The 24,919-nt window shown below is 32.2% G+C and carries 28 protein-coding genes; 19 read left to right on the forward strand and 9 right to left on the reverse strand.

The genetic code is table 11. The annotated features are described in order from the left end of the window. Positions 1-152: 152 nt before the first annotated feature. The gene (locus tag LUU93_RS15820) at positions 153-851 is read left to right on the forward strand and encodes a LytR/AlgR family response regulator transcription factor (protein WP_053473460.1); all 699 of its coding nucleotides are present in this window, start codon (positions 153-155) and stop codon (positions 849-851) included. A 457-nt stretch (positions 852-1,308) separates the two neighbouring features. Here LUU93_RS15820 and priA read toward each other — a convergent pair whose 3' ends face one another. The 7 genes from priA to nadC form a co-directional block, all read right to left on the reverse strand. Next, positions 1,309-3,756: a replication restart helicase PriA gene (priA, locus tag LUU93_RS15825; RefSeq protein ID WP_232682146.1), complete on the reverse strand. Its 2,448-nt coding sequence runs from the start codon at positions 3,754-3,756 to the stop codon at positions 1,309-1,311. A 46-nt stretch (positions 3,757-3,802) separates the two neighbouring features. Further along, positions 3,803-4,207 carry a type II toxin-antitoxin system VapC family toxin gene (locus tag LUU93_RS15830; RefSeq protein WP_232682148.1) on the reverse strand — a complete coding sequence of 135 codons (405 nt, stop codon included), beginning with the start codon at positions 4,205-4,207 and terminating at the stop codon, positions 3,803-3,805. Continuing rightward, positions 4,207-4,467 (reverse strand): hypothetical protein, encoded by a 261-nt coding sequence (locus tag LUU93_RS15835; protein WP_232682149.1) that lies wholly within the window; start codon positions 4,465-4,467, stop codon positions 4,207-4,209. The genes LUU93_RS15830 and LUU93_RS15835 overlap by 1 nt, the downstream gene beginning before the upstream one ends. A gap of 45 nt (positions 4,468-4,512) precedes the next feature. Then, positions 4,513-5,259, reverse strand: a complete 747-nt coding sequence (bla-B1-FLAV, locus tag LUU93_RS15840; protein WP_232682150.1) for a subclass B1 metallo-beta-lactamase — start codon at positions 5,257-5,259, stop codon at positions 4,513-4,515. An 11-nt stretch (positions 5,260-5,270) separates the two neighbouring features. Then, the gene (locus LUU93_RS15845; RefSeq protein ID WP_232682151.1) at positions 5,271-5,699 is read right to left on the reverse strand and encodes a DUF2147 domain-containing protein; all 429 of its coding nucleotides are present in this window, start codon (positions 5,697-5,699) and stop codon (positions 5,271-5,273) included. 1 nt (position 5,700) lies between these two features. After that, positions 5,701-6,624: a YihY/virulence factor BrkB family protein gene (locus LUU93_RS15850; RefSeq protein WP_232682152.1), complete on the reverse strand. Its 924-nt coding sequence runs from the start codon at positions 6,622-6,624 to the stop codon at positions 5,701-5,703. Positions 6,625-6,756: 132 nt separating this feature from the next. Then, the gene (nadC, locus tag LUU93_RS15855; protein ID WP_232682153.1) at positions 6,757-7,614 is read right to left on the reverse strand and encodes a carboxylating nicotinate-nucleotide diphosphorylase; all 858 of its coding nucleotides are present in this window, start codon (positions 7,612-7,614) and stop codon (positions 6,757-6,759) included. A gap of 315 nt (positions 7,615-7,929) precedes the next feature. Here nadC and LUU93_RS15860 point away from each other — a divergent pair, with 315 nt between their 5' ends. The 8 genes from LUU93_RS15860 (at position 7,930) to rlmH (ending at position 15,077) form a co-directional block, all read left to right on the forward strand. Further along, a complete protein-coding gene (locus LUU93_RS15860; protein WP_232682154.1) occupies positions 7,930-9,246 on the forward strand; it encodes an esterase/lipase family protein in 1,317 nt (438 codons plus the stop codon). Positions 9,247-9,459: 213 nt separating this feature from the next. Next, complete coding sequence (locus LUU93_RS15865) at positions 9,460-10,560, forward strand: DNA alkylation repair protein (protein WP_232682155.1); 1,101 nt, start codon at positions 9,460-9,462, stop codon at positions 10,558-10,560. A 280-nt stretch (positions 10,561-10,840) separates the two neighbouring features. Continuing rightward, complete coding sequence (locus LUU93_RS15870) at positions 10,841-11,722, forward strand: pirin family protein (RefSeq protein ID WP_232682156.1); 882 nt, start codon at positions 10,841-10,843, stop codon at positions 11,720-11,722. Positions 11,723-11,724: 2 nt separating this feature from the next. Continuing rightward, positions 11,725-12,120: an OsmC family protein gene (locus tag LUU93_RS15875; RefSeq protein WP_232682157.1), complete on the forward strand. Its 396-nt coding sequence runs from the start codon at positions 11,725-11,727 to the stop codon at positions 12,118-12,120. A gap of 6 nt (positions 12,121-12,126) precedes the next feature. Beyond that, positions 12,127-12,411 (forward strand): GNAT family N-acetyltransferase, encoded by a 285-nt coding sequence (locus LUU93_RS15880; protein ID WP_232682158.1) that lies wholly within the window; start codon positions 12,127-12,129, stop codon positions 12,409-12,411. Between the two features lie 218 nt (positions 12,412-12,629). Then, on the forward strand, positions 12,630-14,045 hold the full coding sequence (locus tag LUU93_RS15885; RefSeq protein ID WP_232682159.1) for an amidohydrolase family protein: 1,416 nt from the start codon (positions 12,630-12,632) through the stop codon (positions 14,043-14,045). Positions 14,046-14,185: 140 nt separating this feature from the next. Next, positions 14,186-14,488, forward strand: a complete 303-nt coding sequence (locus LUU93_RS15890) for an antibiotic biosynthesis monooxygenase family protein (RefSeq protein WP_232682160.1) — start codon at positions 14,186-14,188, stop codon at positions 14,486-14,488. 115 nt (positions 14,489-14,603) lie between these two features. Continuing rightward, positions 14,604-15,077 (forward strand): 23S rRNA (pseudouridine(1915)-N(3))-methyltransferase RlmH, encoded by a 474-nt coding sequence (gene rlmH, locus LUU93_RS15895; RefSeq protein ID WP_232682162.1) that lies wholly within the window; start codon positions 14,604-14,606, stop codon positions 15,075-15,077. Between the two features lie 49 nt (positions 15,078-15,126). On the opposite strand, the gene LUU93_RS15900 is transcribed toward rlmH, so the two are convergent. Together LUU93_RS15900 and folP are read right to left on the reverse strand one after the other, a co-directional pair. Continuing rightward, positions 15,127-15,759, reverse strand: a complete 633-nt coding sequence (locus tag LUU93_RS15900; RefSeq protein WP_232682163.1) for a hypothetical protein — start codon at positions 15,757-15,759, stop codon at positions 15,127-15,129. A gap of 145 nt (positions 15,760-15,904) precedes the next feature. Beyond that, complete coding sequence (gene folP, locus LUU93_RS15905; protein ID WP_232682164.1) at positions 15,905-16,729, reverse strand: dihydropteroate synthase; 825 nt, start codon at positions 16,727-16,729, stop codon at positions 15,905-15,907. 221 nt (positions 16,730-16,950) lie between these two features. Between folP and LUU93_RS15910 the strand changes: the two genes are divergently transcribed. The 10 genes from LUU93_RS15910 to LUU93_RS15955 all read left to right on the forward strand — a co-directional run bounded on the left by LUU93_RS15910 (position 16,951) and on the right by LUU93_RS15955 (position 24,744). Then, a complete protein-coding gene (locus LUU93_RS15910; protein ID WP_232682165.1) occupies positions 16,951-17,493 on the forward strand; it encodes a DUF1599 domain-containing protein in 543 nt (180 codons plus the stop codon). Between the two features lie 108 nt (positions 17,494-17,601). Continuing rightward, positions 17,602-18,723 carry a BT_3928 family protein gene (locus tag LUU93_RS15915; protein WP_232682166.1) on the forward strand — a complete coding sequence of 374 codons (1,122 nt, stop codon included), beginning with the start codon at positions 17,602-17,604 and terminating at the stop codon, positions 18,721-18,723. A 293-nt stretch (positions 18,724-19,016) separates the two neighbouring features. Continuing rightward, the gene (locus tag LUU93_RS15920) at positions 19,017-19,517 is read left to right on the forward strand and encodes a TlpA family protein disulfide reductase (RefSeq protein ID WP_232682167.1); all 501 of its coding nucleotides are present in this window, start codon (positions 19,017-19,019) and stop codon (positions 19,515-19,517) included. Between the two features lie 77 nt (positions 19,518-19,594). Further along, the gene (gene tpiA / locus LUU93_RS15925) at positions 19,595-20,347 is read left to right on the forward strand and encodes a triose-phosphate isomerase (RefSeq protein WP_232682168.1); all 753 of its coding nucleotides are present in this window, start codon (positions 19,595-19,597) and stop codon (positions 20,345-20,347) included. Between the two features lie 292 nt (positions 20,348-20,639). Next, a complete protein-coding gene (gene prmA, locus LUU93_RS15930) occupies positions 20,640-21,473 on the forward strand; it encodes a 50S ribosomal protein L11 methyltransferase (protein WP_232682169.1) in 834 nt (277 codons plus the stop codon). A 38-nt stretch (positions 21,474-21,511) separates the two neighbouring features. Then, positions 21,512-21,787 carry an ATP-dependent Clp protease adaptor ClpS gene (locus LUU93_RS15935; protein WP_232682170.1) on the forward strand — a complete coding sequence of 92 codons (276 nt, stop codon included), beginning with the start codon at positions 21,512-21,514 and terminating at the stop codon, positions 21,785-21,787. A 65-nt stretch (positions 21,788-21,852) separates the two neighbouring features. Then, positions 21,853-23,133, forward strand: a complete 1,281-nt coding sequence (locus tag LUU93_RS15940) for a sterol desaturase family protein (protein ID WP_232682171.1) — start codon at positions 21,853-21,855, stop codon at positions 23,131-23,133. Continuing rightward, the gene (locus LUU93_RS15945) at positions 23,133-23,810 is read left to right on the forward strand and encodes a lysoplasmalogenase (protein ID WP_232682172.1); all 678 of its coding nucleotides are present in this window, start codon (positions 23,133-23,135) and stop codon (positions 23,808-23,810) included. Before LUU93_RS15940 ends, LUU93_RS15945 begins: the two co-directional genes overlap by 1 nt. Positions 23,811-23,930: 120 nt before the next feature. Next, positions 23,931-24,383 carry a 2-dehydro-3-deoxyphosphooctonate aldolase gene (locus LUU93_RS15950; RefSeq protein WP_232682173.1) on the forward strand — a complete coding sequence of 151 codons (453 nt, stop codon included), beginning with the start codon at positions 23,931-23,933 and terminating at the stop codon, positions 24,381-24,383. A gap of 28 nt (positions 24,384-24,411) precedes the next feature. Then, positions 24,412-24,744, forward strand: coding sequence for a hypothetical protein (locus tag LUU93_RS15955; RefSeq protein ID WP_232682174.1), 333 nt, complete (start codon positions 24,412-24,414; stop codon positions 24,742-24,744). Positions 24,745-24,919 lie beyond the last annotated feature (175 nt).

Below are 24,919 nucleotides of genomic sequence, written 5' to 3' on the forward strand. Positions count from 1 at the left end.
TGGGTGCAAAAGTAACCATTATTTTTAAATATACAACACAATTTTTCTATTATTCGTCATAATGCAAAAAATATACGTTCATTTTAGTTTTTTTTCCAAAAAAACTATATATTTACTACTGCTATCCTGAATTTATTCTAAATTAAAATGTTATGAAACTAAACTGTGTTGTTGTGGATGATAGTTCTATACAAAGGACAATTATTGCAAAATTAGTTAATAATCACCCAGGTTTGCACTTAATCGGGGATTTTTCTAATGCAATAGAAGCAAAAAGTTGTATCTCACTAAATAATATCGACTTAATTTTTCTTGATATAGAAATGCCAGTCATCAATGGCTTTGATTTTCTTGATGGTTTAAAATCTAAACCACAAATTATTTTTATCACTTCTAAAGCTGAATATGCTTTAAAAGCTTTTGATTATGATGCCACAGATTATCTGCAAAAACCAATCGCTGTAGACCGTTTTAATGCTTCAGTAAAAAGAGCAATTGATATGCATTTGCTTAAAAAAGAGGTTAAAGAAGAAGAAGGCGAACATATTTTTATTAAAAGCAACCTTAAAAAACTTAAAATATTTACAGCTAAAATCAAATGGATTGAAGCTTTTGGGGATTACGTAAGGGTGGTAACTGAAGACGACAGTAATCTGGTACTTTCGACAATGAAATCTTTTGAAAACGATTTATCAAAAGACAAATTCATTCGTGTTCACAAATCGTATATCATTAATATTGATAAGGTAGAACGCTTTAATAGCAAATTTGCTGAAATTGGAATTACCAAAATTCCGCTTAGCCGAAACAAGAAAGAAGATTTAGTAAAAGCATTGTCGACATCTAATTAATTCAAGTTGCTAGTTAATAAAGTGTAGTCCCTACGGGCAATGTCATTAAGTTAAGAGGAAATCTATAAAATTACTTAACAGTTTAATTAAGAAAGTAATTAGAAAAATCAGTTTTTATCAGCGTTTTCGCTTTAGCGAATCAGTAAAATCAGCGTCTAATTGTGACGCAGATAAAACAGATTTACTTCGTAAAAACGCTGATAAACACGGATTTGATTTGCAATAATTTTATTTTCTAAAAGCTTAACTTAATGACATTGCCCGTAGGGACATTTGAAATTCTTGGAAATATCTTTTCTACCGATATGTAATCCAGAGATATTTTTTTTGTTACTCCGTTAGGAGTTAAATATTGGCAGCAGAATAATAAAATCTGCCAGAAAAAATATCCCGCAGGGATTAATTTTTTTTAGAGTCGATTTATTTATTGAATTATTAAACTAGCAACTTGAATTAATTAATAGAAGTCGACATTGACAACAACTTTTATAGCTCTGTACTGAGCAACAGCTTCAAAACTATTCAACATTTTCTGAATAGTTTTTTTTGTATTTCCTAAATGCAGGTTTTGTGGAATCTTAATTAATATAGTTCTTATATATTCATTTCGAATTCTGCTTATAGCCGGTTCTTCCGGACCTAAAACAGGCATATTCAGGTTTTGGCTTAAAACCTGATACAGCCACATTGAACCTTCTTTCAATTTATCAAAATCGCGATGTTTTATCGTTAGTTTAATAATCCTGAAATACGGCGGATATTTATAAATCTGCCTGTCATACAATTGTTCCTTATACATACCTATATAATTATGGTTTGTAACCTGTTGAATTGTATTGTGACTCGGATTATAAGTTTGAATAACAACTTTACCCTGTTTCTCTGATCTTCCGGCTCTTCCTGCAACTTGTGTCATCATTTGAAAACTGCGCTCAAAAGCCCTGAAATCAGGATGATGCAGCATATTATCAGCGTTCATAATTCCAACCAGGCTTACATTATCAAAATCTAAACCTTTGGCCAGCATTTGAGTTCCAACCAAAATATCGATTTCCCGATTTTTAAAGGTATCGATAATCTTTTCAAAACCGAATTTACCACGGGTTGTATCCTGATCCATTCTTGCTGTTTTAGCCTTCGGAAAAAGTGATAGTAACTCCTGCTCTATTTGTTCTGTTCCAAAACCTTTAGTCGTTAAATCAATGCTGGAACAGCTGTGACAATGCGTTGGTTTAGCAATTGCATAACCGCAGTAATGGCAGCGTAATTGGTTTTTAAATTTATGAAAAGTCAAACTCACATCGCACTGCTGACAATGTGGTACGTGTCCGCAGGTGATACACTCTATTATAGGAGAATATCCTCGTCTGTTTTGAAACAAAATTACCTGCTCTCCCAGAGACAAAGCCTCGGCAATTTCTTCAATTAAAAGATCGCTAAAATGCCCCGTCATTCTCTTTCTGAAATGCTTGTCTTTTAAATCAACCAAAACAACTTCCGGCATTCGAACATTGTTATAACGTTCTGTAAGCGTAACCAAGCCGTATTTTTCGCTCTGCGTATTAAAATAGGTTTCAATACTTGGCGTTGCCGAGCCTAAAAGCACTTTGGCATTATGAAAATTAGCCAGCACAATTGCCGCATCTCTGGCGTGATATCTCGGCGCTGGATCTGCCTGTTTAAAAGTCTGTTCATGTTCTTCATCCACAATCAATAAACCAAGATCATTGAAAGGTAAAAACAATGCCGACCTCGCTCCTATTACAATTTGAGCTTTTTCTGAATTTTCGAGTGTTTGTTTCCAAACCTCAACTCTTTCATTATTACTATATTTAGAATGAAAAACAGCCACTTTATCTCCAAAATGCAATCGTAAACGAGAAACTAACTGTGTTGTAAGTGCAATTTCCGGAAGCAGGTACAAAACCTGTCTTCCCGTTTGCAGATATTCTTCAATTAATTTGATATAGATTTCTGTTTTTCCGCTTGATGTTACGCCGTGAAGCAAGCAGACTTCTTTTTCAGAAAAACTTTCTTTTATAGCGATAAAAGCATTTTGCTGTGCTTCGCTTAATTGTAATTCCTTATCTGTTTTTTCTCCGTTAAATAAAATACGATCTTGCTGTAAATAATATTCTTCTAAGATTTCATTTTTAATCAAAGTTTTCACAACTGCTGAACTTGAGCCTGAAACTTCAACCAGTTTATTAACTGTTATTGGCTTTTTTTCTGAAGCACTTATTTGAAAATAAGCCAAAACAATTTCTTTTTGTTTATCACTTTTCAGAATATTCAACAACTCACTCAAACCCTGATCTGTTTCGTACTGTGAATGTAATTTTACATACCGAACCAGTTTCGGTTTGTAATTTTCTTTTATTTCCTCTTCTAAAATAATAATATCTCTTGCTATTAATTTTTGAAGAATGGGCAGGATATTTTTTCTATTTAAAATCGAAGCAATTTCCTGAACTTTAAGCGAATTCTGATGCTGCAGCGCTTCGTATACCAAAAATTCATCATCAGAAAGTTCAGAATCGTTTACAACAACTTCTGGTTTATGCGAAACAATAGTTTCACTTTCTAATAATAATCCGGTTGGGAATGCGCCGCGGTACACATCACCAATACCGCACATATAATAATTAGCAACCCAAAGCCAGTGTTTAATCTGCGTTTCGGTTGCAATGGGTTTTTCATCTAAAATTTGATGAATTTCTTTAGCCTCATATAATGTCGGCGCATTTTCATGTATATCTAATACAAGGGCTGTATATATTTTACTTTTACCAAAAGGCACCGCCACACGCATTCCTTTTTTTATAAAATGGAATTCGGCCTCAGAAATACGATATGTAAAGGTTTTTGCTAAGGAAAGCGGTAAAATAACTTCGATAAAAAACATGCAGATATTTTAATAAAGATTGAAGAATGTATTTGAACAAAAATATTTAGCTTCTTTCAAACCAGTTCTCCATTTGAATTCCGTCTAAAAGCTTAAAATCTTTAGTATTATCAGTAACCAAAATCAATTGATTCTCGATTGCAGTTACTCCAATTAAAAGATCAAACTCGTCATTAATAGGTTTTCCTATTTTTCTAAGTCTAACTTTCTCAATGGCATATCTCTTTATTGACCCAAAAATTGGAAGTATAGTTAATCCTTTTAGAAAAATATTAACAGCTTTATTAGATTTTACAGGATCATCACTGTTTTCGGCGCCAAAACGAAGTTCAGCAACTGTTATTTCAGAAATATAACAGTTTTCTAAACCTACTTGTTTCACCGTTTTATCAAGATTAAGTTTTCCTCTAAGAAAGAAAACACAAATACTTGTATCTAGTAAATATCCCATTAAAACTTAATTTCCTTATTTTTAAAGTTTCTATTAGCTTTTATATCAGAAACAATTTCTTCTGCAGATTTTTCAGATGCAAAAGCTCCAAAAGATTTATAAAAACTATTTTCTTTTGACTTATTACTTTTAATAGACTTTGTTAATCGTTCTATAAGTTCAATTTTATTTGAAAAACTAAGTCCTTCAAATAAATTTGAGTAAGTTTCCAATATATTTTTATCCGTTACAGTCATATCTCCTCTTATTAATTCAAACAAAATTAAACTATTTTTTAACTACAATCAGAATTTAATAGTTATCTGTTACTTTTTTCCTGAAGATTTTTGAGCTAAATACTCATCAACCAATTTCAAAGTATGATTTAAAGATTCTGTATTAGTCCAGTCTTCATGACCTGGAATAATATATTTTGGATTCTTAAATTGTACCTTCACTCTACCAATCGATTTTTTCCATTCTTTTACGTCAGAATCTCCTAAATAACCAAGATCCTGAGCATCGGCACTTTTTATAAAACAAGCTCCGTAAAGTACTTTTTCTTTATTAAACCAAACTACAATATTGTCAGGCGCATGGCCTTTTCCCGGATAGTAAACCTCAAAAGTATGCTGTCCAACTGTAAAAAACTTATCATTTGGAATTATAAATTCAGCTCTCGGTTTGTTCTCTTTTTTAAGAATATCATCTGTTAACTTAATCGAATATGTTTTGATTCCTTTTTTTCTGTAAAAATCAAATCCTCCTGCACGATCATCATGAGAATGTGTTGCAAAAAGCATTATCACTTCTTTATTATGTTTTGCTTTTATACTATCTAATAAAGGCTGAAACTGAGTTTCGTCCCAAGGAGCATCAAACAATACAACGCCTTTATCTGTAACAAGATACATGGCATTGGCAGAAATCAACGTTCCATTATAATCATGAAATGTTTTATAAACATAAAAGTCACCTGTAAGATGACTTATTGGTAATGGCGAATTCTTCTTTTGTCCAAAACTATTTAAGGTTATGACTAAGAATAAAACTATTGAAGCTAATTTTCGCATTTAATTTTGAATTAGTTTTTTACTCGCGTCCAGTACTGCGTTCTTCCCATAATAGAAATTCCAACATAACCGCGAAGTTTTAATTTATCTCCAGATTCTAATGAAATATAACATTTGTATTTTTTACCGCTGGTTGGGTCTAAAATTGTTCCTCCGTTATATTCTGAACCGTCTTTTTTAAGACCGTTAATAATCATCATTCCTAAAATTGGTTTGTTTTTTTCGGCACCTTCACACTTTATACAAACATCTTTTTTATGATTTTCGCGAAGTATTTCTACAATCTTTCCGTAAATTTTTCCTGATTTTTCATAAATCTCAACTACAGATTTAGCTTCTCCTGTTTCATCATCAATTGTCTTCCATTTTCCTATAACATTTTGAGCCTGAATACTCAATGCAAAGAAAAACACACCAATCATTAACATCCAATTTTTCATATTATTTATTTTTTTTTTGTTTTAATTTTCTGATAGAAGCATTCAATTCGAACCCTAAAAGCAGAATCATACAGTTTATCCAAATATAAAACATTAGAATTAATAATGTTCCAATTGAACCGTAAAGTTCATTGTATTTTGAGAATTTTATAACCCAAATCCCAAAAAAGAACGAAGATATAACAATTAGTACCGTTGTAAAAACAGATCCAATACTTATAAAAGGCACTTTATTGTACTGTTTTGTACCATAACGTAATAATATTGAAGATGTTATCAAAATCATCAGAACAACAAATAAATATCGTCCTAAAATGATAAGAGGAATACGGTCACTCAATACATCCTGAATGATTGTTTTTTGAATAAAAACCTCAAAAACAACAATTGTCGCCACAGTCACAAACAATATAATAGTCATTAGAAGTGAAATTGCCAAGGCAACCAAGTATTGCCTGAAAAAACCACGTTTATCAAATACGTGTTTAGATGATTCGAAACCACTTAAAATTCCGTTAACACCATTGGCCATCAAAAAAATAGAAAGCAAAAAACCTGATGATAATAAACCTGAATGACTATTATTTAAGATGTCACTGATGATTTTACTAATTGCATCATAGGTATTTGGAGGAACGCCTTGCTGCACAAATTGAAGAAAATCATTCTGAAAATTATCTATAGGGATAAACGGAATTAAATTTAAAATAAATAAGGCAAAAGGAAATAAAGCCATAAAAAAACTAAAAGAAACTGCACTGGCATGATACGAAAATGCTCCTTCAAGAATTCCTAAAGTGTACATTTCAAGCAAATCATACAGTGAAAAACCTTCTAACCAAGGTAGTTTTATTCTCTTAAAAAATCGGGCTGCATTGCGTATTACAGGCAGTTTTTCAATCCGATCTTCTATTTCTTTTGACATATTTTTTTTGATTTTAGATTTTAGAATTTAGATTTATTTATAATCAATTGTTTTCAAAACCAAACTCATAACTCATAACTCATAACTTATAACTTATAACTTATAACTTATAACTCAAAATTCATAACTTTATTAAAAAGCTTTTAAGCTCAAATCCATATTGTAAACAGAATGCGTTAAAGCACCTGATGAAATATAATTTACACCACATAAAGCATATTCACGAACTGTTTTTTCACTTATATTCCCCGAAGATTCAGTCTGGCATTTTGTACCAATCAAATTTACTGCTGTTTTTGTATCTGCATAATTAAAGTTATCAATCAGTATTCTGTAAACGCCGTCGCTTAGCAAAATTTCTCTAATTTCATCAAGATTACGGGCCTCCACAATAATTTTCAAATCCAGATTATGCTCTTTTAAATACTCTTTAGTTTTAGATATCGCACGTGTTATTCCGCCGGCAAAATCAATGTGATTGTCTTTTAGCATAATCATATCATAAAGGGCAAAACGGTGATTTTCACCTCCGCCTATTTTTACAGCCCATTTTTCAGCAACTCTAAAATTTGGCGTAGTCTTACGTGTATCTAATATTTTAGCATTAGTTCCTTCTAAAAGTTTCATTAAATGACTTGTTTTTGTAGCAATGGCAGACATACGCTGCATTGTATTCAAAACCACTCTTTCGGCCTTTAAAATAGACTGTGAGCTTCCTGAAACCTCAAAAACAACTTCGCCGTATTCTACATGTGTTCCGTCTTCAATAAACGTTTTTACTTTTAGTTTTGGATCTACATGTTCAAATATCATTTTGGCTGCTTCAACACCGGCAATTATTCCCTGATCTTTTACCAGTAATTTTGCCTGGCCATGAGCAGTATCAGGAATACAGGCAAGTGAACTATAATCGCCTGAACCAACATCCTCTCTAATGGCATTGCTTATCAAAAGTTGCAATTCTGCTTGAAATTGAGCTTCGCTTATCATTTTTCTAATTTTAATAATATGCTAAATTAGGACTTATTTTATGGATTTGAAAATTTAGAGCATTTGAAAAAAACTTAATTTTTTATTTAAATGTTGATAACAAAGTGATTCCATTACAAACCTGCAAAAAAAACTTATAATGTTATTTTAAAAACTTTTAAAGGATGCTTGTTAGTTCATTTTAAAAATACCTTTATCAGAATAGCTATTAAAAATATCAAAACCAGTTTAAACAGTATGAACTATTTACAGGAATAAAATTTCAAAATAGTTTCAAAAAATTTAAACCTATTCTATTAATTAAATTTTATAAAGATGAACAAATTTACGCTCTTATTGATTTTTGCTGCACTTTTCTTTTCTTGCGATAAGGAAGATAATCCTGCTCCTCAGCCTTATATTCCGGGAGAACAACCCACGGCAAATTTACCCGCCTATCCAGCTCATCGTCAAAATAATTATCCTATAGTACTCGTACATGGAATGTGCGGCTGGGGAAGAGATGAAATGAATGGTTTTTATTATTGGGGTGGTAAAGGTGATATTCAAACTTATTTAAACACACAGGGTTATACAACCTATACCGCTTCAATGGGGCCATTATCCAGTAATTGGGACCGAGCCGTTGAATTGTATTATAATATAGTGGGTGGTGTGGTCGATTATGGAGCTGTGCATGCTATGCGCCACGGACACAATCGATACGGAGAATCCTACCCGGGATTTTACCCTAAATGGAGTGCTGCCAACAAAGTTCATTTTATAGGACATAGTATGGGAGGCCCTACCCCAAGATTATTAATTGAGTTACTCGAAAACGGTGATGAACAGGAGAAAGCCTATATTCCCGGCCCTCATGAAGCACCAACTTCTGATTTATTTAAAGGTGGAAAAAATAACTGGGCAGCCAGTCATACAACTGTTTCTGGTGTTCACGATGGCGCCCTGCCTGCAGATTTTGTAGATTTTCGTGATAACATAAAGAAAATGCTGATTGGTATGGGTGCAATGGGCGGAATTGTGCTCGAAGAAAATGCCATTTATAATTTTGATTTGGGACAATGGGGGCTTCAAAGACAGGAAAACGAAAGTCCTAAAGCATACATGGAACGTGTTTTTGGCAAAACAGCGGCAGATGAAGGTTCTGCAGCCCGTTTTTGGCAGTCACAGGATAATTGCGTTTATGATTTAAGCGTAAAAGCATCGCAAATGCAAAATTATTGGGCAAAAAGTTCTCGTAATGTATACTATGCTTCTTATTCATTTAATGATATGACAGAGCAATCAGATGGAACCTGGACACCTTCGGATAATATGAATCCACTATTAAAACCAGATGGAGCTGGCATAGGTAAAACTACCTTAGACTTACCTTTGGGGTATAATAAGTGGAGACCTTGCGATGGATTAGTAAGTGTGCCTTCTGGCCAATATCCAATTGGACATGATTATATTTTAACAGATACAATTCATAGAAAATTAGCCCCAAAAGGCGTTTGGGATGTACATCCCGTTATTCAGGGGCAAGACCATATTAGTATTATTACACCAGATAATAAACAATCTACAACAAACTGGTTGAATAAATTTTACTTAAAAATTGCTAAAGATCTTTCTTGTTTACCAAACTAAATTATTTAAAAGCCGAAAAATCAATATTCATAGTTTTGATTTTTCGGCTTTTATTTTATTACTTACCTATAACTCAATTTATTTTATAAAACGTTTAAAAAAACGCATTGCCCTTTATGATATATCTTAAATAAAAATCCCTGTTCTTAAATAATTTGTTTGTCAAAAATCAAAGAACATTAAATATCTTTGAGGTTCAATCAAGCAAAATTTATGGGATTAATTAAAGATATTTACTCGGTTTCTTTTTACGAAAAATTTAGTCAGGCTGTCGCCGAAGTATATCCGCCATTCAACAAACAAAAATTTATTGAGGTAATTTACGAAGGTGATTTTGCTCAAAAAGAATGGAAAGAAAGAATGAAACATACCACAGTTGTGTTTCACCAATTTATGCCGCAAAATTTCCCCGAAGCCGTTTCTATAATTGATAAAATCATCGAAAACTTAAAGAAAAATAATTTTACCGATGGTAATCTGGCATTCATTTTCTTTGCCGATTATATCGAAATGTACGGTTTAGCCGATTTTAAAACTTCGGTGAAAGCCTTTGTTTCTATAACTCAGTTTATAAGCTGCGAATTTGCAGTTCGTCCTTTTATTTTAAAATATAAAGAGCAAATGATCGACGAGATGACAAAATGGTCTTTGCATAAAAGTCATCACGTTCGAAGATTAGCCAGCGAAGGTTCACGCCCAAGATTACCGTGGGCAATGGCAATTCCGTTTTTGAAAAAAGATCCTTCCCCTATTCTTCCAATTTTAGACAATCTAAAAAACGATCCATCAGAATATGTCCGCAGAAGCGTTGCCAATAACTTAAATGATATTGCAAAAGATAATCCGCAGATTGTACTTGAAATTGCTTCAAAATGGAAAGGACACAGTAAAGAAACTGACGGAATTATAAAACACGGCTGCCGAACTTTATTAAAACAAGGTCATCCTGAAATTTTAAGTCATTATGGCTTAGAAAGCTCCAATATTGAGCTTTCTTCTTTTGAAATAATAACTCCCATTGTAAAAATTGGAGATTATCTGCAATTCCAATTTCATTTAAATAATAAAAATAATGAACCAAAAACGATTCGTTTAGAATATGCTGTTCATTATAAAAAAGCAAAAGGGCATTTGGCGAAAAAAGTCTTTAAAATCAGTGAGAAAACCTATCAGCCCAATCAATTAACCAAAATCGAAAGAAACCAATCTTTTAAATTGATTACAACGAGAGTTTTTCATACGGGAGCGCATCAGTTGTCGATTATTATAAATGGAACTGAGAGTGAAATTTTAGAATTTGAATTGATTGATTAATTTCTAAACACATAGAAACATAGTTTTCAGTGCTGTAAAAAGGCATTTCACTTGCATTAACAAACATAGCTATGTGTGAAAATCTAGATTTTTTTTTAGATAATCTTCCTTTTACAATTTTAAATCTATGTTTCTATGTGTTAAATTTAATCTACACTACAAAAACAACATCGTAGGTTTTCCTTACTTTTATAATTCAAAAACAAGTTTTCTTAATCTAAATTAAGTTACAAACACGCCCAGTTGTTCTAATTTTGTTTTCAAATCAAATAAAAATACCATGTCAAATATCAGTTTAATCATCGAAGAACGTGCTGCCAATATTGGTAATTTTATGGTGGGTCGTTTATTGCCTTTCCGTGAAAAAAGAGCTGTCGGACCATTTGTGTTTATTGATCATATGGGACCTGCACATTTAAATCAACATCAAAATATGGATGTTCCGCCGCATCCGCATATCGGACTTTCGACTTTGACCTTTTTGTTTGAAGGAAGCATCATGCACCGTGATAGTTTAGGAACAGAATTAGAAATAAAACCAGGTGCTGTAAACTGGATGACTGCCGGAAAAGGAATCGTGCATTCTGAAAGAACACCAGAATATTTAAGACATTCAGACAAAATGCTTCACGGATTGCAGATTTGGGTAGCGCTTCCTAAAGAATTAGAGCAAATGGATCCGAATTTTACACATGTTGAAGCTGATGGTATTCCAGCTTGGGAAGAAGACGGAGTTTCATATAAATTAATTGCCGGTGAAGCTTTTGGCAAAAAATCCCCGGTTCCTGTTTACAGTCCGCTTTATTTTATTGAAATCAAAAGTACCGATGCTAAAAAAATAAACATTGGCAAGGATTTATTCGGCGAAAGCGGTTTGTATATTTTAGAAGGAACAATTAAAAGCGGTGAACACGTTTATGAGCCGAAACAAATTTTAATTACAACCGACAGTACACTCTGCGAGTTTGAAATTTCCGAAAACTCTAGGGTTTATATCTTTGGAGGAACTCCGTTTCCTGAAGAACATTTTATCTTTTGGAATTTTGTTTCTTCAGACAAAAACCTCATCGAAAAAGCAAAAACTGACTGGACAAACCAAACTTTCCCAAAAGTTCCAGGCGAAACAGAATTTGTTCCATTACCTGAACCGAGAATCAAATAAATATGAATACTATATCAGCAAAAATAGATACGCGTTTGTATCGAACAGAAATAGCATCAGCCAGCGGAAACATTTTAATTTCTGATGAACCTCAGGAAATTGGAGGAAAGAATTTAGGCCTGAATCCAACAGAACTTTTGGCGGCATCATTGGCTTCCTGCACAGTAATTACTTTACGAATGTACATTAATCGTAAACAATGGAACGTTTCAGAAATTAATGTCAAAATTGATTTCGAAAGAAATTCTGATCGAAATGTATCATTATTCACAAGAAAAATTGAAGTAATTGGCGAAGTTGACGATACACAAAGGCAACGATTAGAAACTATTGCCAATAGCTGCCCAATACATAAAACACTTACACATTCAATAGAAATTAAAACCACATTAATATAATTTATCATGGAAATTCAACAAATTAACGATACAAGAAGAGGATATTTTGAAGCCGTAGAAGATGGAAAACAAGCCGGAAAAATGACTTACACCTGGGCTGGTGACAGCAAATTTATAATCGACCACACAGAAGTTAACGAAGAATTTAACGGAAAAGGTGTTGGCAAAAAATTAGTTATGGCTGCCGTAGAATATGCGAGAGCTAATAACCTGAAAATTATTCCGCTTTGCCCTTTTGCAAAAAGCGTTTTTGACAGGGTTGAGGCAATTCATGATGTATTGTTTTCTTAAGGTTCAAAGTGGCAAAGGAACAAAGGCTCAAAGGTTTTTTCGTAGAGACGCACTGCAGTGCGTCTTTCGCATTTTATGAACTTAGGTAATCTAAAAAAGACTTAGCGTTCTTTGCGAAAAACCTTAGCGAGCTTTGCGGTAAAAAACCAACACAACGAAAATCAATTTTTTAATCTCCTCCAAAACTCTTACATTTGCATGTAATTTAAACTTAGAGTATGACAAGGATAATTACGCTTTTCTGTATTTTTATAGCGCAAATCGGCTTTTCTCAAACAGCTGAAAGTTATTTAGAAAAAATCAGAAATAATGAAGCTCTCTTAACAGCTTTTTTTCAACAAATGCCAAAAGGAGGCGATTTACACCACCATTTTTCAGGATCGGTTTATGCAGAACCACTTTTAGAAAGAGCCATTGCAGAAGACTTTTATTTGAATTTAGAAACCATGGAAGTTTCTAAAACCAAACCTGAAAAAGGAAACTGGCAGACTTTTTCTTCTCTTAAAAACAACGGAAAATTAGCTCAATACGAACAACAGGTAATGCAAACCTGGTCGGCTAAAGATTATAATGGCTCTGTTCCTTCTGATGATTTATTTTTTGATTCTTTTATGAAATTTGAACCCACTATTGCAGGTCATTTTGCAGAAGGAATGCTTGAATTAAAAAAACGCGCCATTAGTGAAAATGTAAGTTATATAGAAACACAACTATCAACAATTCCCTGCGATATGAATATTTCTGATTTAACTGATTTTAATACAAAACTTCGTCAGGCAGCCAGTCAAAAAGATGAAAAAGCAGTATTAAAACTTTTAGACGAATTGTACAAATCGATTGAGAAAAAAGATGCTAAAAAATATGCCGAAGATTTCAATAACAATTTCATAGCAAAACTGCATAAAGATTTAAAAATTGACGATGAGCGTTTTGCCATGCGTTACCAAAATTTTGTGCTGCGTTTTATGGAACCGGTTGATTTATTTAAAAATCTGATTATCGCTTTCATTTCTTCAAACGAAAGCAAATTAACTGCCGGCGTAAACATAGTTTCTCCTGAACATGGAGAAAATTCAATGAAAGATTACTGGTTACATATGGTAATGTTTAAATACTGCCACTCTAAATTTCCAGATGTAAAATATACTCTTCACGCTGGTGAATTGACTTTAGGTTTGGTGCAGCCAGAAGATCTAACATGGCATATTAACGACGCCATATATGTTGCCGGTGCAAATAGGATTGGTCACGGAGTTGATATCGCTTACGAAGCAAATTCGTATGATTTATTAAAATATATGTCTAAAAATAATATTCCTATTGAGATCAATTTAGCAAGTAATGAGTTCATTTTAAAAGTAAAAGAAAACAGACATCCGTTTACGCTTTACAAAGAATTTAATGTTCCAATTGTAATCAGTACAGACGATGCAGGAATTTTAAGAAGTAATATGACCGAACAATATGTTTTATTAGCAAAAAGATATCCTGATGTTAATTACGAAGTAATAAAGAAATACGTTTACAACAGCATCAATTACAGTTTTATTCAGGATGAATCGGTTAAAAAACAATTAATAAAAGATCTTGATAATAGATTTAAAATTTTTGAAGCGAAGTTTTCTAAAAACTAAAACTGTTAATTTGTGTAAAAATTGCACGCAGATTTTAAACAGATTTAAGCTGATGAACGCAGATTTTTTTTATGTCAAAATATTAAAAAATAAAATCTGTTTAAATCTGCAAAATCTGCGTAAAAAAAATATTTATAAATATGATTCTAGAAGCCGCATATCTTTTTGTAAAACCTGAATTAGCACCTCAATTTGAAGCTGATTTTGCAAAAGCAAGCCAATACATCTCATCAATTGATGGTTATTTAGGACATCGCTTAGAGAAATGTCTTGAAGTTGAAAACAAATATCTTTTATTGGTTGATTGGAATACACTTGAAGATCATACTGTAGGTTTTAGAACTTCTGAAGCATATCTAGAATGGAAAAAGATTTTACATCATTATTATGAGCCGTTTCCTATTGTAGAACATTTCGAAACGGTTTTTGAGAATAAAAAATAATCTTAGCCACAGATTAAAAGGATTAAAAAGGATTTTTTATTTTCCTTTAAACAATCTGTGGCAAAAAAAATAAATTCATGCTAATTCGAGCAATTCGTGGCAAAATAAAAGAACAATGAATATCAAACTCATCGCCATTGGCAAAACTGATAATAAATCACTTCAAACCTTGATTGACGATTATACCAAACGTTTGTCGTTTTACATCAAATTTGATTTGGAGATTATTCCCGATATCAAAAACGTAAAAAACTTATCTGAAAGTCAGCAAAAAGAAAAAGAAGGCGAATTGATTCTGTCTAAACTTTCACCAGCCGATCAGTTGATTTTATTGGATGAAAACGGAAAAAACTTCTCCAGTGTTAGTTTTTCTGAAGAACTGCAAAAGAAAATGAATTCGGGAATCAAAACTTTGGTTTTCGTAATTGGAGGCCCATACGGATTCTCTGAAACGGTTTACAGTAAAGCGCAGGGAAAAGTTTCGCTTTCGCTGATGACATTTTCACACCAAATGGTTCGCTTATTTTTTATCGAACAATTATATCGTGGGTTTACAATTTTAAGGAACGAACCTTATCATCATCAATAGAGTTTTTTGTTTTTTTGTTTCAGGTTTTCTTTATTTCAGGTTTCAAGTTTTAGTTAATGAATTCTACCGGAAGTTTATCAAGATTATAAGTTACATGTTTTTGCAGTAGAATTTTATACTGAATATATTCTTCATAACTCATGTTTTTATCGAAGAAAAATACCAAATCTGGCACTCTTTCAAATTTTATACTGTAAAAATGTTGTAATATTTCTGAAATTTTTATTTCCTTATTTGCCATGAAAACCTGTTTTTTTCCTTTTCTAAAATAAACTACCAAATTTTCTCTACTTGGCTTTTCCGTTTTATAATACACTTTCGTAAAAGGCACAAAGGCTAGATTTTTCCCGATAGAATCTGCATAAGAATAATAATTTTCTGCATTTTCGTTTTTATGGGCGCTGTCAGCTCGCTTTTTTTCCTGTAATTTCATTACTTCCGGAATTACCAATTTTAAAGGCAGACGTTTGTCAATATTGAAAATCCAGTTGGTTGAAATTATCGCACTTTTACGGTTTACATCTGCGATTGTATCTTTTCCTTCGGTTTCAAAAAAGATATAAATTGGCGAAAGATCTTGTACGTCTTTTACAATTGTTATGTTTGATTTTGGAAGTAAAACATCTTGTTTTTTTCCGCAGGAGAAAAGAAGAAAAGCAATAATTAGAGCAACGTATTTCATATTCATTTTTATTTTAGTACAAAGTATGTCATTCCGAGGAACGAGGAATCGCACTAGTACTTCCTCAAAGAAAGTCGTCAATCTTTGTCGAGTTTCGAGTACGATTCCTCGTTCCTCGGAATGACAAACCAAGCGATTATTTATATCATAAACTTAATTTATTAAACAAAGCCACACATTCCGCCGCTTCTTTTACATCGTGAACACGAAGGATTTTCACTCCTTTTGTCAACGCAATTGTATTCAAAAAAGTTGTTCCGTTTAAAGCTTCCTGCGCCGTAATATTAAGTGCTTTATAAATCATCGATTTTCTTGAAACACCTGCTAAAACAGGTAATTCTAATAAATTAAAAAGTTCCATTTTTTGCATGACTTCATAATTCTGATCTGTTGTTTTTGCGAAACCGAAACCGGGATCAAGAATCAAATCGTTAATTCCTAAACTTCTGGCTTTTTTTACTTTTTCAGAAAAATAGAACAGTATTTCTTTTACAATATCATCATATTGCGTCAAACTCTGCATTGTCTGCGGATTACCGCGCATGTGCATCATAATGTACGGAACGTTGTATTTTGCAATAACTTCAAACATTTTATCGTCTAATTCACCCGCTGCAATATCATTTATAATCGCTGCACCGATTTCTATGCTCGCTTTTGCAACTTCGGCCCTAAAAGTATCGATTGATAATAAAGCTTTCGGAAAATGCTTTAAAATCAATTCTATGACAGGAATAATTCGGTCAATTTCTTCTTGTTCCGAAACAAATTCGGCACTGGGTTTACTTGAATAGGCGCCAATATCAATAAATGCCGCCCCTTCAGAAAGCATTTTATCAACCTGAGAAATGATTTCATCTTCGTTTTTATATTTTCCTCCATCAAAGAAAGAATTGGGCGTGATATTCAAAATTCCCATTATTTTAGGAATCGATAAATCTATAAGCTCACCTTTACAGTTAATCAACATTTTGTTTCAAGTTTTATTGGTTTCAAGTTTCAAGTTGATGCAGATTACGTCAGTTCGAGAACTTGAAACCTGAAACTTGAAACTTTTATTATTTCTTAGTTTCAAGTTATCGGCATTAACACTTTGTTTAGAAAAAACTTGAAACAAAGAAAACCTTAAACTTGAAACTCTTTAATTTAATCCTTATTTTTGGAGAAATTTTAGCAAATATACAGCAATAAATGAAGAATACTTCCCTTGAATTTGATAATGTAATTACGGTTTGCCGAACCTTATTTATCAATAAAATGAAAGATTACGGCAGTGCATGGAGAATTTTGAGACTTCCATCATTGACCGATCAAATTTTCATAAAAGCACAACGAATCAGAAGTTTACAAGAAAATGATATCCGTAAAGTTGATGAAGATGAAAAAGGAGAATTTATCGGAATCATCAATTATTCTATCATGGCTTTGATTCAGTTAGAATTGGGTGTTGTTGATCAGCCGGATCTTGATGTTGAAAAAGCAACCGAATTATACGATGCTAAAGTAAAATTAACCAAAGAATTAATGGAAGCCAAAAATCACGATTACGGCGAAGCCTGGCGTGACATGCGTGTAAGTTCTTTAACAGATTTAATTTTACAAAAGTTACTTCGCGTAAAACAAATTGAGGACAATAAAGGGCTGACTTTAGTCTCTGAAGGTATCGATGCTAATTATCAGGATATGATTAATTATTCCGTTTTTGCTTTAATTCTCAATCCGATAAACAAATAAAATTCCAAAAAAATAATCCCGAAGTTTCGGGACCAAATTCCAATTTTCCAACAAGATTTTGGAATTTGGGATTTAAAAATTCGGAATTTCAACTTTAATATTTACTCCATGAAAAACATCATTACTCAATTCTCCCGATTATTTGTCGGTGTATTATTTATCATTTCCGGATTAATAAAACTAAATGACCCCGTTGGTTTCTCTTATAAATTAACTGAATATTTTAGTGAGCCGGTTTTCAATATGCCATTTTTAGAGCCATTAACATTAGGATTAGCCATTTTCTTAGTGATTTTTGAAGTAGTACTAGGAGTTATGTTATTGGTTGGATACAAAACAAGAACAACAATCTGGGCTTTATTGCTATTAATCGTTTTCTTTACATTCCTTACCTTCTACTCTGCTTATTTTGATGTGGTAAAAGATTGCGGCTGCTTTGGCGATGCGCTGCATTTAACACCTTGGCAGTCATTTACAAAAGATGTTGTTTTATTATTTTTTATTTTGGTTTTGTTCATCAATCAAAGATTAATAAAACCATTATTTTCAACTCCAAAAACCAATTTTGCAGTTTATGTAAGCGTAGTTTTATGTGCTTTTATAGCTGTTTGGGTTTTAAACCATAATCCGATAAAAGATTTCCGTCCTTACAAAGTTGGAACTAACATCGAAAAAGGAATGGAAATTCCTGAAGGTGCTCCAAAATCAGTAGTCGAAATGGTGTTTATTTATAAAGTAAATGGCGTTGATAAAGAATTTACAGAGAAAGATTTAATGAATATTCCTGAAGGTGCAACATTTGTTGACAGAAAAGATAAAGTGATTACAGAAGGATATGTACCGCCAATTCACGATTTTACAATGACTAAGGACGATTCTGATTACAAAGCAGAATTACTAAAAGAACCAAAATTATTGATTTTTGTAACTTACGATTTAACTAAATCTGAACCGGCCGGGATGAAAAAACTAGCCAAAGTTACTGCAGAAGCTAAAGCAAAAGGTTATAAAGTAATTGCAATGACGGCTTCTGGAGCGGAGGAAATTGCAAAAGCAAAAAAACAATATAATTTAGATGTCGATTTTTATTTCTGCGATGCAACAGCTTTAAAAACTATTGAAAGAGCAAATCCAAGTATTGTAGTATTACACAACGGAACTATTGTTCAAAAAGTACACTATAATGATGTTGATGATTTAAAACTATCTGATGTCGCTTATGGCATTTAAAAAATCATATCATTCAAAAAAGCTGCAATTTGTATTGCAGCTTTTTTTATTGAAACCTGACGTTTTTTTGCCTTTAAAATTAGTCTCAAAATAAAAAAATCATTCATTTTTTGTATTTAAAAAAATACCGGTCAAAAAAATCCAGGATTTTAACCTCAACTATTACGATTTCATTCAGCTTTTTCTAACCGAAAATTAACTTTTTGTTACAAAATAAACGACTCTTCAAATTTTGTTAATCTGTATTTGGCTTTCCAATTGTTTGTTTAACTTTGTTAAAAATCATTTATTGTATGAAACAATTAGCGCTAATCATTATTTCATTTATAACTTTCTCATGCACACAGGCTCAGAAAACAAGTTTTTCGAAAGAAGCTTTGTCTGAAAAATTATTAACCCTTGATGGAGGCCAGGCTTCTTTCAAAAACATTTTAAAAAAATATAAAGGAAAAACTTTAGTCATTGAAGTTTGGGCTTCATGGTGCGGCGACTGTGTAAAAGCTATGCCAAAAGTTAAAGAGCTGCAGGCTAATAATCCTAATGTTTCATATCTATTCCTTTCTGCAGATAAAACTGCTGAAAAATGGAAAATTGGAATCGAAAAACACGAATTAAAAGGCGATCATTTTATGATGAACGATGGAATGAAAGGTGTTTTTGGAAAAGCTATTGACTTAGACTGGATTCCGAGATATATTATCGTAGACAAAACTGGAAAAATTGTTTTATACCGTGCTATCGAAACTGATTTCGACAAAATCAATGAAACTTTAGCAAGTCTAAAATCAATATAAATGTCAAAAATCAATTTCAATTTTTGACTTTACTTCATTAAAAACAAAAAATTAAAAAAATAACAAAAACTACCAAAATGAGAAAAAAGATTGTTGCAGGAAACTGGAAAATGCATAAAAACGCAGCACAGACTGAAGAATTGTTAAGCGAATTAATTACTAAAATACCAGCACAAACTACTGCGCAAGTAATCGTTGCTCCAACATTTGTAAACTTGCAAGCTGCTGTGGCAAAAGTAAAAAACACAACTATAGGTGTTGCTGCTCAAAACGTTCACCAGGCTGAAGGCGGCGCTTTTACAGGAGAAATTTCTGCAGATATGTTAACAAGTATTGGTGTTAATACCGTAATTCTGGGGCACTCTGAGCGTAGAGCTATTTTTCACGAAACTGATGCATTAATCGCAAATAAAGTTGATACTGCTTTAAAACATGATTTAACTGTAATTTTCTGTTTTGGAGAAGAATTAAAAGATCGTCAGTCAGGGAATCATTTCAATATTGTTGAAAATCAATTACGTGATGGGTTATTCCACATTGCAAAAGAATCCTGGACAAAAGTTGTTTTAGCTTATGAGCCTGTTTGGGCAATTGGAACTGGAGAAACTGCTTCGCCAGAACAAGCACAGGAAATGCACGAATTTATCAGACAAACTATCCGTAAAGCTTTTGGGGCTGAAATCGCTGATGAAGTTTCTATTTTATACGGTGGTTCTGTAAAACCAGAAAATGCTAAGGAAATCTTCTCTAAACCAGACGTTGATGGTGGTTTAATTGGAGGTGCTGCTTTAAAAGCAGATGATTTCTTAGCAATTGTAACGGCTATCTAAATTTATTTTTTAGCCACAGATTAAAATGATTTACACAAATTTTATTTTCTGTGTTTTTTCGCAACAAATTCACGAATTCAAATTCAAAAAATTCGTGAATTCGTAGCAAAAAAAATCCTTTTAATCCTTTTAATCTTTTTAATCTTTTTAATCTGTGGCAAAAACAAAATATAAGCGATACTCAAAAAGTGTCGCTTTTTTTATATTTTAAATAATTCTTAAATTAAGAATGTTCACTTAGATTTTTGAACAACTTCTGCTTTGGATTCTTACCTTTGCAAAAAAATTATTTATGTCAAATATATATTTAGGATATCATTTTACGATAGAGCCAAAGGAACTTGGTTCAGAAATTTTAGTTGCTGAATTAGGCGAAAAAGCGTTTGAAAGTTTTACAGAAACAGAAAACGGAATTTCGGCTTTCGTGAAAAAAGATTTATGGGATGAGAATATTCTGGATGATATTTACATTTTACAATCAGAAGAGTTTAAAATTGAATATACAATTGAAGAAATCGATCAGGTAAACTGGAACGAAGAGTGGGAAAAGAATTTCGAACCTATTGATGTTGACGGAAAATGCCATGTCCGCGCTCCTTTTCACCCAAAAACAGATGCTGAATTTGATATCGTAATCGAACCAAAAATGAGTTTTGGAACCGGGCACCACGAAACAACCCACATGATGATTCAGCATTTATTAGAAATGGATATTAAAGGCCTTAAAACTTTAGACATGGGCTGCGGAACTGCTATTTTGGCTATTTTGGCAGAAATGAAAGGTGCAGAACCAATCGATGCCATTGATATTGACAATTGGTGTTATTTAAATTCTATCGAAAATGCCGAACGCAATAATTGCAGACATATCAGCGTTTACGAAGGCGATGCTGCTTTATTAGCCGGGAAAAGTTACGATTTGATTATTGCTAACATCAATAGAAATATTTTATTAAACGATATGCAGAGTTATGTAGATTGTTTAAACAAAAATGGAATTATATTATTTAGCGGTTTTTATGAAGAAGACATTCCTTTTATTGATGCTTCCTGCACTGAAAAAGGGCTAACATATGTTAAAAAAATTCAAAGAAACAACTGGGTTTCATTAAAATACGTAAATTAGTTAATAGTAATTACAGCAGTACAAAAAACTAAAAAGAAATGAGTACTAAAGAAAAAGTAAGAGAAAGAGTTCGCGAAAAAGAGGCGACCGGATTCAATAACGAAATCATTGTGTATAACGACGATGTGAACACTTTTGACCACGTAATTGATACCTTAATGCGAGTGTGTAATCACACATCTGAACAAGCAGAACAATGTTCCTTAATTGTACATTACAACGGAAAATGCACTGTAAAAACAGGACCAATGGATAAATTAAAACCTCAATGTACACAACTTTTGGAAGCTGGACTTAGCGCCGAAATTGTTTAATTTACCAATAATTTAAAAAACATTCTATTTTATTCTATATTTGGGATAAAATAGAATGTTTTTTTATGGAAGAATATGGAAAAATATTAATTATCGCAATGCCGATTTTTTTAGTCTTAATTGTAATTGAAAAACTATATGGCATTTACAAAAAAAACGATACTGCTCCATTAATTGACAGTGTTTCCAGCATCAGCTCTGGAATTACCAATTCTGTAAAAGATGTTTTGGGACTAAGCGTCACTTTTCTTTCCTATGAATGGATGGTTTCAAAAATTGCTATTTTCCATCAGGAAGCTAACGTTCTCTCCTATATTATTGCCTTTTTTGTCATCGATTTTTACGGCTACTGGAGCCATCGACTGGCGCATCAAATTAATTTCCTTTGGAACAAACATGCCATTCACCACAGCAGTGAAGAGTTTAATCTTGCCTGTGCGCTTCGTCAGCCCATTGCGAGTCTTGTTAATTTGTTTACTTTTCTCCTAATTCCTGCAGCTTTATTAGGCGTTCCGGCTTCTGTAATTGCTATTACACTTCCACTCCATTTGTTTTTACAATTTTGGTATCATACCAAACACATTAAAAAAATGGGATTTGCAGAGCACATTATAGTAACGCCTTCGCATCATCGTGTTCATCATGCTATAAACCCTGAATATTTAGATAAAAACCATTCGCAGATATTTATTTTCTGGGACAAACTTTTTGGTACTTTTCAGGAAGAATTAGATGATGTTCCTCCTGTTTACGGAATCACAAGACCTGCCAATACCTGGAACCCTGTAAAAATAAATTTTCAACATTTGACGTTATTAATAAAAGATGCCTGGCGTGCTGAAAACTGGAAAGATAAACTTACAATCTGGTTTAAACCAACCGGATGGAGACCTGAAAATTTCGAAGAAAAATATCCGGTAAACAAAATTGAAGATGTTTTTAATTTTGATAAATACGGAACACAGAATTCGCAAAAACTAATTTATTGGTCGGTTACACAAATTCTAATTACGCTTTTGTTTGTGAGTTTTCTTTTTGATAATATTGCCAAAATTGGCCTTCCAGATATCTTTGTTTACGGCTTTTTTATTCTCGTTACTATTTACAGTAATTCTGAATTAATGGACAAAAGCCGATTTGCTGTTTTTTGGGAAGGTTTTCGGTTATCAATTGCTATTGGTATTATAGCATTTTACGGCGATTGGTTTGGTTTAAATTCAGTTTTCTCTTTAAGTAATTATATAATTTTAGGGTATTTAAGTTTATCATTTTTGATAACGATTTACTTTGTAACCATCAATTTTAGAACTAACCAAAACCAAACCATAAAATCTCAAACCACATAATGAAAAACACCGTATTTTTTAAAATTTATATTGCTTTCAGCTTTACTTATTTACTGCTTTTATATCTTGGGTATGAAAGTTTAGACTGTTATTTAAAACCTGCTCTAATTCCTTTGTTAATTGTAGGAGTTTATTTTTCTAAAAAATTCCCAACGCAAAATATCCTTATAACAGCGTTGGTATTTTCCTGGATTGGCGACGTAATTTTGCTTTTTGCAGACATTGCCGAAATCTATTTTATTCTGGGGCTGGTTTCTTTTCTAATCGCTCACATTATGTATTGTATCCTTTTTAATAGACAGATTAAAGAGAAAGTAAAAAAGGATGCTATAATTTTTATTTTCGGAAGCCTCATTATTGCTTGTTATTTAATCGGAATGTTATCGGTTTTACTACCTGCTTTAGGCGATTTAAAAATTCCGGTTATCATTTATGCCAGCGTAATTTCTGTTATGCTTTTGTTTGCTTACAACGGACTTTTAATTTGGAAAAAACCTGCGAATCAATATGTTTTTTTGGGGGCGCTGTTTTTTGTAGTTTCTGATAGCATATTGGCAATCAACAAGTTTCATATGCCAATTCAAAAAAGTTCGTTCATTATTATGCTTACTTATCTTGTGGCACAATATCTGATTGTAAAAGGTATATTAAAACTGAATTTAAAAAAGGAAGTATAATAGCACGCAGATAACACAGATTAAACAAATTATCACGGAGTTTTTATTCTATTTTCTTTTTGAATTTATAATCTGTGACAAAAACCTTTTACATTTGTGTGACCAAAATAAACCTCAACCATGAAAAAAATAAGTCTTTTTATTATTCTATTAATTTCAGTAACTTCTTGTATCAGTACAAAATCTACTTTGAAAAATGTAGACGATAATGCTCCTGATTTAATTTTAAATAAGAATAATACGTTTGTTATTACACAATTTAGCAAAGACAAAAAATACGGCTATGATCCTGATTATCCTGTAAATATATTTTTTAGAAATACGCAGGATGAAGCGACAAATGAGGTTCGTTTTTTGAATGCTTTAGCCGGCCCTAATGGTGAAAAAATCACTTATAAACGTTTAGAAACCTGCTGCCCTTTTCCAACTAAAAGAAGCAACATGGGCGCCGGATTTTTAAATGTATATGAACTAACCTGGGAAGGACAAAAAAAGTCTGTAACACTGTATTTGAATATTTATGAAAAAGGAATTTTAATGGTTCCGATGGGATTGTCTTTGAAGAAAGAGTAAATTATAATTGACAAAAATATAAGCCGAAATGTTTGGGACAACTCCTTTAATTTTAATCGTTTTACCTTTATTATTTCAATTAATATTTGGCACAATTGCAATTTTAAAACCTATTTTCTTAAGGTTTAAAGCTGTATTAATTACAAATATAGTTCTTCAAATTGTTCTCTCAATTGTTTCATTTTATATCGGCTCATATAATTTTTCAAAGTATTTTGAACAAAATCCTACTTCTACAAGATGCGGAATGCCGCTTATCGGTCTCGCTTCATCTATTATATTTTCTTCTTTAGTTCTTCTGATCGTTATTATTATTCAATATTTTGTAAAAAGATTACTAGATCGTAAAACTAAATTGTAATGTTTTATTATACTTGTTTTCGAAGCAAAAATTCTTTTTTGAGAAAGCCATTTTTTTGACTTTTATAAAAGAATCCAGAAGTTTCGGTACAAAATCATTCTAAAAAGCAAGAAAAAACACAATTAAAGAAAAATATTACATTATTAACAATTATTGGTCTTAAAATAATCTTAAA

It is taken from the genome of Flavobacterium soyae (assembly GCF_021245985.1).
GTDB lineage: Bacteria > Bacteroidota > Bacteroidia > Flavobacteriales > Flavobacteriaceae > Flavobacterium > Flavobacterium soyae.

Excerpts from the sequence above, each read along its gene's own strand:
- LUU93_RS15860 (WP_232682154.1), top strand. The coding sequence starts at position 7,930 with ATGAACAAATTTACGCTCTTATTGATTTTTGCTGCACTTTTCTTTTCT.
- LUU93_RS15915 (WP_232682166.1), top strand. The coding sequence starts at position 17,602 with ATGAAAAACATCATTACTCAATTCTCCCGATTATTTGTCGGTGTATTA.
- nadC (WP_232682153.1), bottom strand. The coding sequence starts at position 7,614 with ATGATAAGCGAAGCTCAATTTCAAGCAGAATTGCAACTTTTGATAAGC.
- LUU93_RS15885 (WP_232682159.1), top strand. The coding sequence starts at position 12,630 with ATGACAAGGATAATTACGCTTTTCTGTATTTTTATAGCGCAAATCGGC.
- LUU93_RS15830 (WP_232682148.1), bottom strand. The coding sequence starts at position 4,207 with ATGGGATATTTACTAGATACAAGTATTTGTGTTTTCTTTCTTAGAGGA.
- bla-B1-FLAV (WP_232682150.1), bottom strand. The coding sequence starts at position 5,259 with ATGCGAAAATTAGCTTCAATAGTTTTATTCTTAGTCATAACCTTAAAT.
- prmA (WP_232682169.1), top strand. The coding sequence starts at position 20,640 with ATGTCAAATATATATTTAGGATATCATTTTACGATAGAGCCAAAGGAA.
- LUU93_RS15870 (WP_232682156.1), top strand. The coding sequence starts at position 10,841 with ATGTCAAATATCAGTTTAATCATCGAAGAACGTGCTGCCAATATTGGT.
- LUU93_RS15850 (WP_232682152.1), bottom strand. The coding sequence starts at position 6,624 with ATGTCAAAAGAAATAGAAGATCGGATTGAAAAACTGCCTGTAATACGC.
- LUU93_RS15900 (WP_232682163.1), bottom strand. The coding sequence starts at position 15,759 with ATGAAATACGTTGCTCTAATTATTGCTTTTCTTCTTTTCTCCTGCGGA.
- LUU93_RS15920 (WP_232682167.1), top strand. The coding sequence starts at position 19,017 with ATGAAACAATTAGCGCTAATCATTATTTCATTTATAACTTTCTCATGC.
- LUU93_RS15890 (WP_232682160.1), top strand. The coding sequence starts at position 14,186 with ATGATTCTAGAAGCCGCATATCTTTTTGTAAAACCTGAATTAGCACCT.
- LUU93_RS15950 (WP_232682173.1), top strand. The coding sequence starts at position 23,931 with ATGAAAAAAATAAGTCTTTTTATTATTCTATTAATTTCAGTAACTTCT.
- LUU93_RS15875 (WP_232682157.1), top strand. The coding sequence starts at position 11,725 with ATGAATACTATATCAGCAAAAATAGATACGCGTTTGTATCGAACAGAA.
- rlmH (WP_232682162.1), top strand. The coding sequence starts at position 14,604 with ATGAATATCAAACTCATCGCCATTGGCAAAACTGATAATAAATCACTT.
- LUU93_RS15945 (WP_232682172.1), top strand. The coding sequence starts at position 23,133 with ATGAAAAACACCGTATTTTTTAAAATTTATATTGCTTTCAGCTTTACT.
- LUU93_RS15940 (WP_232682171.1), top strand. The coding sequence starts at position 21,853 with ATGGAAGAATATGGAAAAATATTAATTATCGCAATGCCGATTTTTTTA.
- LUU93_RS15935 (WP_232682170.1), top strand. The coding sequence starts at position 21,512 with ATGAGTACTAAAGAAAAAGTAAGAGAAAGAGTTCGCGAAAAAGAGGCG.
- LUU93_RS15910 (WP_232682165.1), top strand. The coding sequence starts at position 16,951 with ATGAAGAATACTTCCCTTGAATTTGATAATGTAATTACGGTTTGCCGA.
- priA (WP_232682146.1), bottom strand. The coding sequence starts at position 3,756 with ATGTTTTTTATCGAAGTTATTTTACCGCTTTCCTTAGCAAAAACCTTT.
- LUU93_RS15880 (WP_232682158.1), top strand. The coding sequence starts at position 12,127 with ATGGAAATTCAACAAATTAACGATACAAGAAGAGGATATTTTGAAGCC.
- folP (WP_232682164.1), bottom strand. The coding sequence starts at position 16,729 with ATGTTGATTAACTGTAAAGGTGAGCTTATAGATTTATCGATTCCTAAA.
- LUU93_RS15865 (WP_232682155.1), top strand. The coding sequence starts at position 9,460 with ATGGGATTAATTAAAGATATTTACTCGGTTTCTTTTTACGAAAAATTT.
- LUU93_RS15820 (WP_053473460.1), top strand. The coding sequence starts at position 153 with ATGAAACTAAACTGTGTTGTTGTGGATGATAGTTCTATACAAAGGACA.
- LUU93_RS15955 (WP_232682174.1), top strand. The coding sequence starts at position 24,412 with ATGTTTGGGACAACTCCTTTAATTTTAATCGTTTTACCTTTATTATTT.
- LUU93_RS15845 (WP_232682151.1), bottom strand. The coding sequence starts at position 5,699 with ATGAAAAATTGGATGTTAATGATTGGTGTGTTTTTCTTTGCATTGAGT.
- tpiA (WP_232682168.1), top strand. The coding sequence starts at position 19,595 with ATGAGAAAAAAGATTGTTGCAGGAAACTGGAAAATGCATAAAAACGCA.